The following is a 12,412-nucleotide window of genomic DNA, read 5'->3' on the forward strand; positions in this document are numbered from 1 at the left end:
CCATGAAGAGCGCCGTCATCGTCTTTCCGGGCAGCAATTGCGACCGCGACCTGGCGGTGGCGTTCGAGGCTGCGACCGGTTCCAAGCCCACCATGGTGTGGCATCGCGATACCGAACTGCCCGACGACATCGACCTGATCGGCGTGCCCGGCGGCTTTTCCTATGGTGACTATCTGCGCTCCGGCGCGATGGCCGCCCGCTCGCCGGTGATGCAGGCCGTCGCCCGCGCCGCTGACCGTGGCGCCTTTGTCCTGGGCATCTGCAACGGCTTCCAGGTGCTCACCGAAAGCGGCCTGCTGCCCGGCGCGCTGCTGCGCAACGCCGGCGGCCATTTCGTCTGCCGCGACGTCGCCCTGACCGTCGAGAATGCCCAGAGCGCCTTCACCAGCCGCTATGCCGCCGGCGAAGCGATCAGCTTCCCGGTCGCCCATCATGACGGCAATTATTTCGCCGACGATGCCACGCTCGATCGGCTGGAAGGCGAAGGGCGCGTCGCGCTGCGCTACGCCCAGAACATCAACGGCTCGGCCCGCAACATTGCCGGCGTCCTCAACGAAGCCGGCAATGTACTGGGCATGATGCCCCACCCCGAGCGCGTGATCGAACCGGCCCATGGCAACACCGACGGCCAGCGCCTGTTCGCCGGCCTGGTCGAGGGCCTTCTCGCCCGCGCCTGATCCTCCGGATCGAGATCACAAAAAAGCCCGCCACGCATCAGCGCGGCGGGCTTTTTTTTTACGTCCGGCTGCGGCGATGCCGGCATCGGTCCTGACTTGCATCATTCCCCCTTTGTTCTACACGGGATGGACAATGACCAAGGGGGATCGATGATCAGCAAATCGCGCGTGTAGCTGATGGCCTTGCTGCTATTGCCGACGGCCGCTCAAGCTGCCGAACCCGGCACGATCGCGGTTCCCGAAGCGGTCCTTGCGCTAAGTGGCTGCTGGGAAGGCGAAGGCAGCGTGATGGGCAAGCCGGTCCGTGTGTCCATCCGCAGTCAGCCCATAGCGCTCGATGCCATGCTCGCACTCGATGTGGAAAGCAGCGCCCTGGCCGATCCCAAGGATCGCTACGCCGCGCATCTGATCTTCGGCGGCACCGAAAAATCCCATCCGATCATCGGTTTCTGGGCCGACAGTTTCGGCGGCGCCTTCACGGCCCTTGGCGAAGGCGAAAGCCAGCCCGATGGCTTCGACATCGACTATGCCTATCCCGACGCGACCTTCGTCAACCGTTGGCGCATCAAAGGCGCGCAACTGACATGGAGCATCGTCGCGCGTGACGAGGCAAATGCCGAAAAGCCCTTCGCCAGCTACAGCCTCCACAAGGTTGCGTGCGCGCCCGCCAAGGCGCGCTAAACGATCAGGCTCTAGCCGCCCCGGTGATAGTCATAATCATAGGCCCGGCCATGCGCCTTGGTCAGCACGGCGCCGACGATCGAGCCGCCGGCCCGGCGGAGTCGGTCCACTGCCACCCGCAGGCCGCCATGATGGTTGCGGCCCCATTCGACCACCAGCAGCGTGACCTGCACCTTGGCGGCGAGCAGTTGCGCGTCGGACATGCCCAGGATCGGCGGCGCGTCGATCAGCACCGTGTCATAGCGGTCGCGCACCGCGCCCAGCAGCGCGTCGAGCGCAGGGGTGGAGAGCAGTTCCGCCGGATTGGGCGGCACCGCGCCACAGGGTAGCAGCGACACGCCGGCGACACCGCTGTCGAGGATCAGATCCTCGACCTTGCCCTGGCCCGTCAGCACCTCGCTGATGCCGCGCGTCGCGGTCACCCGGAACAGGCTGTGCTGCACCGGCCGGCGCATGTCGGCGTCGATCACCAGCACCTTCTTGTCCAGCCGCGCCAGCGCGCGTGCCAGCGCGTTGACGGTCAGCGACTTGCCTTCCTCCTCCTGCGCGCTGGTGACCAGGATGGAGCGCGGCAGGCCGGCAACCGATGCCAGTTGCAGCGACGCCGCGATCGGCGCGAAGATGTCCGGCGCGCTCGGCTGGTCGCCGGTGGTCGGTACTGCGCCCAGCAGCGGCAGGTCGACACGCTCCGCCAGCGTATCGGCCGACGTCACCGCATCGTCGAACATGTGCCGCGCTGCGATCAGCAGCAGGCCCAGCAGCATGCCGCCGAGCAGCGCGACCAGCATGATCTGGCCGGCATGGGGGGCAAAGGGCGTGGTCGGCACCGCCGCCCGGTCGAGCGGCTGGATGCGGCCGGCCTGGAAGCCCGCCTGCGACGCCATGTCGCGATAACGTTGCAACAGGCTGTCATGCAGCAGGCGATAGGTTTCGACCGACCGGCTCATCATGCTCATCTGCATGTCGCGGCCGCGCTCGACCCGCGCATCGCCTTCCAGCGCGGCGATTTCCGAAGCGATCTGCTTCTCGCCATGCGCCGCCACCTCATATTCCTGGCGCAGCGACGCGCGGATCGTGTTGGCCATGCTCTCGGCCTGGTCGTCAAGCGCCGCCAGCCGCGCCCGTGCCTCGCGCATTTCGGGGTGGGCGTCCTTGCGGAACTGCCGTTCCTCGACCAGCGCCGCCCGCGCCTGCGCCCGTTCCGCCATCAACTGCTGCATGGCGCCATTGCCCAGCACCTCGGGCAGCGTCTCGGCGCTCGCCGCCTTCGCGCTTTCCCAGCGCTTCTGCGCGGCGATACGGTCGGCGACCGCCTGCGCGCGGAAGGCGTTGAGCTGCGCCAGACGCGCCGCGGTCGATCCTTCCGGCACCGGCGCGGCATCGGGCTTTGCATCCTTGCCGTCGTTCTTCTTGTCCTCGTCCGTGGCCGCCTCGGCCGGCACCGCGCCGGTGCGCGAGGCATAGACCGCCAGATCGCGCTCGGCCCGTTCCAGATCCTTGCGCGCCCCATCCAGCTCGCCCAGCAGGAAACGACGCGCCTGCACGCCGGACTCAAAGCCACGCTTCAGGTCCGCCCGGATCAGGCTGTCGGCATAGCTGTTCGCCACCCGCGCCGACAACGCCGGATCGGCGCTGACGAAGCTGATGCGCAGCACCCGCGACTTGCCCGGCAGTTCGACCTGCAGATTGTCGCGCAGCAGCTTGATGACCTGCTCATGCTCGACCTGGCGCTGGGTCAGGCTGCCCTGCCCCTGTGCCGGGCGGCGCGCATCCATGCCCTGGAAGAAGACCGGGCTGCCGACCAGCGCCAGATCGCGCGCGACATCCTCGGCCAGTGCCCGGCTGCGCAGCACTTCCAGTTCGGTCTGCATCATGCTTTCGGTGTCGGCCGCGCTGACCGGCTTCTGCATCGCGCCCGCGCCGGCGGCCCCCGCCGGCACATCCTCCACCTCGACCGAGGCGGTCGCGCGATAATCCGGCGTCGACAGCAGGATATAGATGACGCCCGCCAGCACGCAGAGCGCCATGGTAACGAACAGGATCACCCGGTGCCGCCGCACCACGGTCCATGTGCCGCGCGCACTCTCGACAAACCGGGTGGTGCGATCCTCCTCCCCGGCCTGACGCTGTTCCAGTTCGATGATCCGGGACACCATCAATTGCCTCCGTCTATGGCGATGAAGCCGGTCGCGACGGCGGGAATGGCGATCAGCGCGCCGCCAAGGATGGCCTTGGCGCGCGACAGGCCGACGATCACCAGATCGCCGGCCAATATTTCAGGATCGGGCGCTTCGCCCTTGCGAATGGCGCCCAGGTCGAAGGTCGCGGCCTGACGCTGCCCCTCGACGGTGCGGACCACCACCACCTGCCCCAGGCTCGCCAGCCGGGTCGGGCCATGGGCCAGCGCCACCGCCTGGATGAGGCCGATCCGTCCCTCGATCGGGAACAGGCCGGGCTCACGCACCTCGCCATCGACGGTGATGCGGCGGCCGACCGCCTGCTTCACAAACACTGTGACCTGCGGCGATACCAGATAGCGCTCGCCCAGCCGGCCGGCGATCACGTCCGATGCCTCGCCGGCGGTCAGCCCGCCGATCGATACATCGCCGACCAGAGGCATGCGGACCATGCCGGCCGCGCTGACCCGCGCATCCTCCAGCGACAGGTCGGGCTCGTGATAGACCTGGATACGCAGCACATCGTCGGGACTGATGACATAGTCGCGGCCCACCGCGGCGGGCGCGGGCATCAGCGCATAGGCGGCCTCGCCGCGCGGGGCATCCTCAACAGTCGAGCAGCCGGCGAGCAGCATCGCCGCTGCCGCGACGGCGCCGCCCTTCATGCCCTTGCCATAGTGCCCCAAAATCTGGCGCTTCATGCGCATCAACACCCCATTGCGAACCGGGTGCGGCCCGCAAAAGGGCCGCTCGGCTCGGGGGTTAGCGACGCGGCACCGTCATGGCAACCGCGCGGGGGGCAGGACGAACCGCCCGGCCGACGATCAGACCGCGATGCGCTGCGCGGCCGGCTCGGGCTGACGACGCGGCTGGTCGGGCCAGATGCCGCGCGTATCATAGACGGCCTTGCCGGCACGTTCGTCGACGGGAACGGATTTGAACATGTCATGATCGACAAGAATGATGAACACGCCGCATTGTTCCAGAGCCGTATCGAGATCGATCAGTTCGGCACCGGTGCCGGCGAACTCCATCGGCAGATCCTGGGCATAGGGTTCGACGAGCTTGACCCGCTTGCCGTAGCGGCGGGCGAGCCGGCTGGCGACCTTGACCGCCGGGCTTTCGCGGAAATCGTCGATGTTCGGCTTGAAGGCGAGGCCGAGGCAGGCGACATCCTCGCCGGCAAAAGCGTCGATCATGTCCGACGATTTGGCCACGACATAATCGGTCTTGCCGTCGTTCACCTCGCGCGCGGTGCGGATGATGCGGGCATTTTCCGGGTCGCCATGGACGATGAACCAGGGATCGACGGCGATGCAATGACCGCCAACGCCCGGCCCCGGCTGCAATATGTTGACGCGCGGATGGCGGTTGGCCAGGCGGATCACTTCCCACACATCAATGTCCATGCGGTCGGCGATCACCGACAATTCATTGGCGAAGGCGATGTTGACGTCGCGGAAGCTGTTTTCCACCAGCTTCACCATCTCGGCCGCCCGCGCGGTGGTGGTGATGCAGGCTCCGCGCACGAACTGGCGATAGAAGCCCAGCGCCTTGCGCGCGCAGCGCGGCGTGATGCCGCCGATGCAGCGATCATTGTCGATCAACTCGACCAGGATGCGGCCGGGCAGCACCCGCTCGGGGCAATAGGCGATGGCGATGTCACCCGCCACGCCGGGCGCCGGCATCCTGAGGTCGGGGCGCAGCTCGGCGATCAGGTCGCGCATCGCCTCGGTCGTGCCGACCGGCGAGGTGGATTCCAGGATCACCGTATCGCCGTTCTTCAGCACCGGCGCGACGGTCCGCGCCGCCTGCAGCACATAGGAGATGTCGGGCGCGCGGTCCTCGGCCACCGGGGTCGGCACCGCGATGATGAAGACGTCGCTGGCCTCGACGCTGAGCGACGCGCGCAGATTGCCGCGTGCAACCACGCCCTGCACCAGGCCGTCCAGATCGACTTCCTCGATATGGACCCGACCCGAATTGACCGTCTCGACCACATGGGCGCTGACATCGACGCCGACGACCTGCGCCCCGCCGCGCGCGATCAGCGCCGCAGTCGGCAGGCCGATATAGCCCAGGCCAATGACGGAAACCTTCTGCTTGCTGTCGACGGGCATGGGGGAGATAATCCTTCATTCACCAAAATTCGGAGCAACATTGCCCGGAAATGTTGAAGATTTGGGTAATGTCAGGCGGCAAGATGCGCCGCGCCGGCCTTTCCTGCAATGATATCGGCAATCCGCTCGGCCGCCTTGCCGTCGCCGAACGGGTTATGGGCACGGGCCATCGCCTGATAGGCGGCATCATCGTCGAGCAGCGCCAGCACCTCGCGCACGATCCGGTTCCGGTCCGCGCCGACCAGCTTCGCCGTGCCGGCCTGCACCCCTTCGGGCCGTTCGGTGGTCTCGCGCATCACCAGCACCGGCTTGCCGAGCGAGGGCGCCTCCTCCTGCACACCGCCGCTGTCGGTCAGCACCAGATGGCACAGGTCGAGCAGGCGGACGAAATGGGGATAGTCGAGCGGTTCGATCATCGCGACATTGGGCAGGTCGCCCAGCACCGCATCCATGACCGGACGGACATTGGGATTGGGATGGACGGGGAAGATCACCGCGACATCGGGCCGCGCGGCAATGTCCGCGATGGAACGGGCGATCGCCTCCATCCCGCCGCCGAAATTCTCGCGCCGGTGGCTGGTGACGGCCACGATCCGCTTGCCCGCGAAACGCGCCGCCAGATCGTCGAGGCCGCTGGCCAGCGCCGGTTCGCCATGGACCCGATCGACCGTCGCCAGTAGCGCGTCGATCACGGTATTCCCCGTGACATGAATGCCGGCCGCATCGCGATTTTCCCGCAGCAGCGCATCGGCCGCCGCCTGGGTCGGCGCGAAATTCATGTCGGCAATGCACGCGACGACGCTGCGATTGACCTCCTCGGGCCAGGGATGATGGATGTCGCCGCTGCGCAGGCCGGCCTCGACATGGGCGACCGGGATCTTGCGATAATAGGCCGCCAGGCTCGCCACCATCGTCGTCAGCGTGTCGCCGTGCACCACCACCCGGTCGGGCTTCTCCGCGTCGAACGCCTCGCCCAGTGCGACGATCAACTTGGCGGTCAGCCCGTCCAGCGTCTGGTTGGGCGTCATGACGTCCAGATCGATGTCGGGCACGATGCCGGCAATCTCCAGCACCTGGTCCAGCAGGCCACGATGCTGCGCCGTCACGATCACGCGGGTGTCGATATCGGCACGCGCCTTGAGCGCGTGGATCACCGGAAACAGCTTGATCGCTTCCGGCCGTGTCCCAAATACCAGCGCTACTTTCACTCTGTGCCCTTTCGTTCGGATGCGCCTTCCCTGACAAAAAAGGGTAACCAGCCGCTAAACGGTAGCATGGTAATTACGCAAAGGCGCGAATTGTATTGCGTTATGACTATGCTAGAGCCTCAAACCAATCACTTCCCGTTTGGAGTTCCACCAACTCATGAAAATCACCATGATCGGCACCGGCTATGTCGGCCTCGTCTCCGGGGCCTGCTTTGCGGATTTCGGCCATGATGTCGTCTGCGTCGACAAGGATGCGGGCAAGATCGCCGCGATCGAGGCCGGCACGATGCCGATCTACGAACCCGGCCTCGACCAGCTGGTCGGCACCAACGCCGCCGCCGGTCGCCTGACCTTCACCACCGACCTGCCCGAAGGCGTGAAGGGCGCCGACGCCATCTTCATCGCCGTCGGCACGCCCTCGCGGCGGGGCGATGGCCATGCCGACCTCAGCTATGTCTATGCCGCCGCCAAGGAGATCGTCGAATCCCTCGATGGCCCGGCGGTCATCGTCACCAAGTCGACCGTGCCCGTCGGCACCGGCGACGAGGTCGAGCGGATCGCGCGCGAACTGCGCCCGGACCTCGACATCCAGGTCGTGTCGAACCCCGAATTCCTGCGCGAAGGCGCGGCGATCGGCGATTTCAAGCGCCCCGACCGCGTCGTCGTGGGCACCACCGGATCGGAACGCGCCATTTCGGTGATGAGCCAGGTCTATCGCCCGCTGAACCTCAACCAGGCGCCGCTGATGTTCACCGGCCGTCGCACGGCCGAACTGATCAAATATGCCGCCAACGCCTTCCTGGCGACCAAGATCACCTTCATCAACGAGATGGCGGACCTGTGCGAGGCGGTCGGCGCCGAAGTGCAGGACGTGTCGCGCGGCATCGGCCTCGACAAGCGGATCGGCAGCAAATTCCTGCATGCCGGTCCGGGCTATGGCGGCTCCTGCTTCCCCAAGGATACGCTGGCCCTGGTCAAGACCGGGCAGGATTATGACGCGCCGATCCGCATCGTCGAAACCGTGGTGCAGGTGAACGACCTGCGCAAGCGCGCCATGGGCCGCAAGATCGTGAAGGCGCTGGGCGGTGAAGCGCGCGGCAAGACCGTCGCCTTGCTGGGCGTCACCTTCAAGCCCAATACCGACGACATGCGCGACGCGCCCAGCCTGGCGATCGTGCAGGCGCTGGAGGATGCCGGCGCGAAGGTCGTCGCCTATGATCCCGAGGGCATGGACGTGGCCGCGCCGATGATGCCCGGCGTCACCATGGCCGGTTCGGCCTATGAGGCCGCGTCCGGCGCCGACGCGCTGGTGCTGGTGACCGAATGGGACGCCTTCCGCGCGCTGGATCTCAAGCGCCTGGCCGGTTCGATGAGCGCGCCGGTGCTGGTCGACCTGCGCAACATCTATCCGGTCGCGGAAGCGGAAGCCGCCGGCTTCACCGTCACCCGCGTGGGTGGAAAGGGCAGCGCCGCCTGATGTGGCCATGGGAAGAGGAGGGCGTCAGCGCCCTCCCCCGACTGCGCCACTGGCTGCTGGCCGCCATGCTGATCCTGGGCGCGATGCTGGCCGTGCCGATCTTTGCGGCCCTTACCTGACGCCGTCAGGCCTTGAGCTTCCAGCCCTTGCGCAGCAGCACATAGCAGAGCAGCGCCAGCCCGGCATTGAGCGCCAGCAGCACCACGCTGCCGACCAGCACATTGCCATCCGCCGCCGCGACGAAGCCATAGCGGAAACCGGAAATGGCGTAGAAGAAGGGGTTGGCGTGGCTGATCGCCCGGAAGAGCGGCGACAGGCGGTCGATCGAATAGAAGGTGCCCGACAGCAGCGTCATCGGCCCGATCACGAAATTGGTGATCGCGGCGGCATGATCGAATTTTTCCGCCCAGATCGACGTCATCACGCCGATGAAGGCGGTCAGGCTGGCGCCCATCAGGCCGAACCAGATCACCGCCCACAGATGCGTCGGCGTCACATGCACGCCGGGCCACAGCGCCATCGCCCCCCACAGCGCCAGACCGACCGCCACCGCGCGCGTCACCGCCGCGCCGACCAGCGCCAGCAGCAATTCGCCCACCGACAGCGGCGGCATCAGATAGTCGATCAGCGTCCCCTGCATCTTGCCCGCCAGCAGCGAGAAGCTGCTGTTGGCAAAGGCATTGTTCATCATGCCCATCATCATCAGGCCCGGCGCAATGAAATCGGCAAAGGGCACGCCCAGCACCTGGCGGTTCGCCCCGCCCAGCGCGATGGTGAAAATCACCAGGAACATCAGCGTGGTAACGGCCGGCGCCCAGATCGTCTGGAGCTGCACCTTCATGAAACGGCGCACCTCCTTGCGGTAGAGCGCGCGCATGCCGGCCCAATTGACGTTGCGGATCACCAACTCCCCCGGTTCATGGAAGGGAACGGGTGCGGGATGGGCGGCTGCAATTTTGGGCTGGTCGTTCATGATGGGATCGACTATCGGCTGGTCCGTTATGCCGCAAGGGCGTTCTGCGCGGTTGGAAGTCGCGCCTGCATGCCCCATATAGGGCGCATAGCGCAGATTGTGAGGAGTTTTCATTGTCCTGGACCGACGAACGTATCGACCAGCTCAAGGCGATGTGGGAAAAGGGCCTGACCGCGAGCCAGATCGCGGACGAACTGGGCGGCGTCAGCCGTAACGCGGTGATCGGCAAGGCGCATCGCCTTGGCCTGCAGTCGCGCCCGTCCCCGGTGAAGGCCAACGAGGCGCCCAAGAAGGCCGCGCCCGCCCGCAAGCCGGCAGCCCCTGCCCCGGAAGCTGAAGCGCCCCGCGCTGCCGCACCCGTGGCCGCCCCGCCGCCGCCGCCGCGTCCGGCCCCGGTCGCCGCACCGGCTGCGCCTGCCGCACCGGCTGCCGCCGCTGCCCCCAGCGACGCGCCCGCCGCGCCCCAGCCGCGCATCGTATCGGTCGGCCCCGGCGGCTTCCTGCGCCAGGGCCCCGGTGACCAGCAGGCACCGATCCCGCCGGCACCGCCGCGCCGTCTGGTGCCCGCCAAGCCGAGCGCCGAAATTGCCGGCAAGACGAGCCTGCTCGACCTGACCGAGCGGATCTGCAAGTGGCCGATGGGCCATCCGGGCGAGCCGGACTTCCATTTCTGCGGCGAAGCAGTGAACCCCGGCTTCCCTTATTGCGTGGAACATTGCGGCCGCGCCTATCAGGCACAGCTGCCGCGCGGCACGCGCCGCCCGCCCCCGCCGCTGCCCTTCGGCGGCCCGCGGGTCCGCTGAGCGAAACGAGACAAGAAAGGCCGCCCCACCGGGCGGCCTTTTCTTTTGCCCCTATTTACCGATCAGTTGCGGATTTTCCGCCTTCCAGACCATCGCGGCATGGATGCGCCGTTCGACGCTGGGATGGTCGTAGAACAGGATTTCCTCCAGCCGCGAGGGCGATGAGGCGCGATATTCGATCGTCTTGACCAGCGCCTTGGCCAGGCCATCGGGCTCATGCGCGACCTTGAGCGAGAAACGGTCGGCGGCATTCTCGTCATAGCGGCTGATGCTGTTCATCAGCGGCACCAGGAATATCCCGACCACTGCCGCCACCGCCCAGGCGACCGGCATATGCGCCGGATCGCTGATCGCACTGCCCGCGCCGAACCAGCGCGCCGCCACCGGATAGAGCCGGTCGACCAGGAAGAAGAGCAGCATCGCCAGCAGGCTCATGCCGCCGGCCAGCCACAGCACATGATGTTCGGCATAATGGCCCATTTCATGGCCCACCACGCCGCGCACCTCGGCCAGGTCGGCGCCGCGCTTGAACATCACATCGCTCATTGCCACCCGCGCCGTTCCGAACAGGCCGGAGACATTGGCGGTATAGCGTTCCGACTGCTTCGACCCTTCATAAATATAGATTTTGTCGCCCGGCACGCCGGCACGATGCGCCAGTTCGACCACCGCATCGCGCGTCGGCCCGGCGGGCGCGGGCGTATATTTATTGAACAGCGGCTCGATCGCCACCGGCGCGATCACAACCATCAGGATGATGCCCAGCACGACCACCAGCCCCGACCATGCCCACCACCAGCGCGGCGTGCGGCGCATCAGCGCATAGATGGCGACCGCCAGCAGCGCCAGCAACGGCAAGCTGATCGCACTCGACAATATGTCCTCGCCCAGCCAGCCACCGAAACCCTGGCTGGTCAGCCCATAGCTGCGCTCGCGTCCCCAATTGGCATAGACGGACCAGGGCAGTTCGATCAGCCAGTCGAGCAGGAAGAAGAGCAAGGCGGACAGGAACACCGCCAGATTGGGGCGCCGCACATGCACCCGCCGCCCCAGCCGCACCAGCAGGCCGCTGCGCCAGATCAGCGCCATGGCGACCAGTGTCACCAGCATGCCCCAAAGCAGCAGCCAATGCCCGCCCTGGGTATAGGCGATCGCCCGTTCATGCTGGGCCGGCGACAGTGTCGCCAGATAGGCGGCGGTCGCCGCATCGGGGTTGAAACCTGCCGCCATATTCTCGACCTCCCGCCATATCCTGTCGGCGGAAAGCTATGTCGGGCGCGGGATCAGGTAAAGATCACAAGAGGAAAGGGCCGGAACATCGTCCCGGCCCCTTCATGGCAGCGGATCAGAAGCGGAAGCTGGCGGTCGCCATCAGGCTCTGATTGTCGAACTTGTCGCCACGGTTGATGCTGGTGCCGCCGGATGGCGTGATGATGAAGGGGTTGGTCGCGGGCGCGCTGCCCTGCCCTACATCGACGCGATAGTCGCCCGTATTATAACGGGTCCAAAGATAGCGGGCGCCGATCGAGAAATTCTGCGCAACCTTGGCTTCGACACCGCCGCCCATGGTGTAGCCCCAGGCATCTTCCTTGCGATCATATTCGGTGAAGCTGTTGGCGGTGTTGCTGGTGTCGAAATGATTCTTCACCTTGGCATAGGCCAGGCCGCCGGTGATGTAGGGCATGACGCCGCCATCGGTGGTATAGCCCAGCCGCGCGCGCAAATTGGCGTTCCAGCCGATCCGCCGGGTCATGGTATAGCTGGCCGGCGTGGTCGAATATTCGGTCACGCTGTCGCTGACATAGGCCTTGCCCGCTTCGCCGACGATGCCCGCGACGATATTGCCGAACTGCCGGTCATAGCCGACATGGCCCATCCAGCCGATCGCATCCTTGTCGCCATTGCAGCCGCTGGCCGGCGTCGCGCCCCGTGCCGAACCGCCGCAGGTGCCGGGCGAAAAGGCATTGGCCCCGGCCGCCGTGGTGACGACATCATCATAATTGCCGTCCCCGTCCGTGTCGAAGCGCAGATGCTCGCCGCCATCGCCCTTCGACCAGTTATAGCCGAAGGAGCCGCCGACATAGGGGCCGGTCCAGTCGACCTTGCCGCTGTCCTGCTGCGCCATTGCCGGCGTCGCCAGGGCGAGCGCCAGCGTGGCGCCGATCGGCGCAAAATGCTTGAATGTCATGAATTTCTCCAGCCTGACCTTGGGAATATACCCTGATGGAGGCAACGGGTCGGTCGGCCGATTTGTTGCACCACGCCTTGTAACAATTGATTGCTGACGATCGCGTGC

The 12,412-nt window shown here is 66.5% G+C and carries 11 protein-coding genes; 4 read left to right on the forward strand and 7 right to left on the reverse strand.

Going from position 1 to position 12,412, the window contains the following annotated elements; all coding sequences use genetic code 11:
- Window positions 1–2 precede the first annotated feature (2 nt).
- Window positions 3–677, forward strand: coding sequence for a phosphoribosylformylglycinamidine synthase subunit PurQ (gene purQ, locus E5554_RS15720; RefSeq protein ID WP_004207359.1), 675 nt, complete (start codon window positions 3–5; stop codon window positions 675–677).
- Between the two features lie 177 nt (window positions 678–854).
- A complete protein-coding gene (locus E5554_RS15725; protein WP_136187381.1) occupies window positions 855–1,358 on the forward strand; it encodes a hypothetical protein in 504 nt (167 codons plus the stop codon).
- Window positions 1,359–1,369: 11 nt separating this feature from the next.
- Here the strand turns inward: E5554_RS15725 and E5554_RS15730 are convergent, their stop codons facing one another.
- The 4 genes from E5554_RS15730 to wecB all read right to left on the reverse strand — a co-directional run bounded on the left by E5554_RS15730 (window position 1,370) and on the right by wecB (window position 6,863).
- Window positions 1,370–3,514, reverse strand: coding sequence for a polysaccharide biosynthesis tyrosine autokinase (locus E5554_RS15730; RefSeq protein WP_136187382.1), 2,145 nt, complete (start codon window positions 3,512–3,514; stop codon window positions 1,370–1,372).
- Window positions 3,514–4,242 (reverse strand): polysaccharide biosynthesis/export family protein, encoded by a 729-nt coding sequence (locus E5554_RS15735; RefSeq protein WP_136187383.1) that lies wholly within the window; start codon window positions 4,240–4,242, stop codon window positions 3,514–3,516. The genes E5554_RS15730 and E5554_RS15735 overlap by 1 nt, the downstream gene beginning before the upstream one ends.
- A gap of 117 nt (window positions 4,243–4,359) precedes the next feature.
- Window positions 4,360–5,655: a UDP-N-acetyl-D-mannosamine dehydrogenase gene (gene wecC, locus E5554_RS15740; RefSeq protein WP_004207363.1), complete on the reverse strand. Its 1,296-nt coding sequence runs from the start codon at window positions 5,653–5,655 to the stop codon at window positions 4,360–4,362.
- A 71-nt stretch (window positions 5,656–5,726) separates the two neighbouring features.
- Entirely contained in the window at window positions 5,727–6,863 is a 1,137-nt protein-coding gene (wecB, locus tag E5554_RS15745; RefSeq protein WP_136187384.1) for a UDP-N-acetylglucosamine 2-epimerase (non-hydrolyzing), read from the reverse strand.
- Between the two features lie 157 nt (window positions 6,864–7,020).
- Between wecB and E5554_RS15750 the strand changes: the two genes are divergently transcribed.
- On the forward strand, window positions 7,021–8,340 hold the full coding sequence (locus E5554_RS15750) for a UDP-glucose/GDP-mannose dehydrogenase family protein (protein WP_017499497.1): 1,320 nt from the start codon (window positions 7,021–7,023) through the stop codon (window positions 8,338–8,340).
- Window positions 8,341–8,464: 124 nt separating this feature from the next.
- On the opposite strand, the gene E5554_RS15755 is transcribed toward E5554_RS15750, so the two are convergent.
- On the reverse strand, window positions 8,465–9,313 hold the full coding sequence (locus tag E5554_RS15755) for an ABC transporter permease (protein ID WP_004207367.1): 849 nt from the start codon (window positions 9,311–9,313) through the stop codon (window positions 8,465–8,467).
- 113 nt (window positions 9,314–9,426) lie between these two features.
- On the opposite strand from E5554_RS15755, the gene E5554_RS15760 reads away from it, so the two are divergent.
- A complete protein-coding gene (locus tag E5554_RS15760) occupies window positions 9,427–10,116 on the forward strand; it encodes a GcrA family cell cycle regulator (RefSeq protein WP_037519632.1) in 690 nt (229 codons plus the stop codon).
- A gap of 51 nt (window positions 10,117–10,167) precedes the next feature.
- On the opposite strand, the gene E5554_RS15765 is transcribed toward E5554_RS15760, so the two are convergent.
- On the reverse strand, window positions 10,168–11,346 hold the full coding sequence (locus tag E5554_RS15765; RefSeq protein ID WP_136187385.1) for a M48 family metalloprotease: 1,179 nt from the start codon (window positions 11,344–11,346) through the stop codon (window positions 10,168–10,170).
- A 115-nt stretch (window positions 11,347–11,461) separates the two neighbouring features.
- Window positions 11,462–12,304: an outer membrane beta-barrel protein gene (locus E5554_RS15770; RefSeq protein ID WP_136187386.1), complete on the reverse strand. Its 843-nt coding sequence runs from the start codon at window positions 12,302–12,304 to the stop codon at window positions 11,462–11,464.
- Window positions 12,305–12,412: the final 108 nt, after the last annotated feature.

The organism is Sphingobium sp. PAMC28499, assembly GCF_004795815.1.
GTDB classification, from domain to species: domain Bacteria; phylum Pseudomonadota; class Alphaproteobacteria; order Sphingomonadales; family Sphingomonadaceae; genus Sphingobium; species Sphingobium yanoikuyae.

Coding starts and splice junctions, on each gene's coding strand:
- E5554_RS15770 (WP_136187386.1), bottom strand. CDS start 12,304: ATGACATTCAAGCATTTTGCGCCGATCGGCGCCACGCTGGCGCTCGCC.
- E5554_RS15755 (WP_004207367.1), bottom strand. CDS start 9,313: ATGAACGACCAGCCCAAAATTGCAGCCGCCCATCCCGCACCCGTTCCC.
- wecC (WP_004207363.1), bottom strand. CDS start 5,655: ATGCCCGTCGACAGCAAGCAGAAGGTTTCCGTCATTGGCCTGGGCTAT.
- purQ (WP_004207359.1), top strand. CDS start 3: ATGAAGAGCGCCGTCATCGTCTTTCCGGGCAGCAATTGCGACCGCGAC.
- E5554_RS15750 (WP_017499497.1), top strand. CDS start 7,021: ATGAAAATCACCATGATCGGCACCGGCTATGTCGGCCTCGTCTCCGGG.
- E5554_RS15735 (WP_136187383.1), bottom strand. CDS start 4,242: ATGCGCATGAAGCGCCAGATTTTGGGGCACTATGGCAAGGGCATGAAG.
- E5554_RS15725 (WP_136187381.1), top strand. CDS start 855: ATGGCCTTGCTGCTATTGCCGACGGCCGCTCAAGCTGCCGAACCCGGC.
- E5554_RS15765 (WP_136187385.1), bottom strand. CDS start 11,346: ATGGCGGCAGGTTTCAACCCCGATGCGGCGACCGCCGCCTATCTGGCG.
- E5554_RS15730 (WP_136187382.1), bottom strand. CDS start 3,514: ATGGTGTCCCGGATCATCGAACTGGAACAGCGTCAGGCCGGGGAGGAG.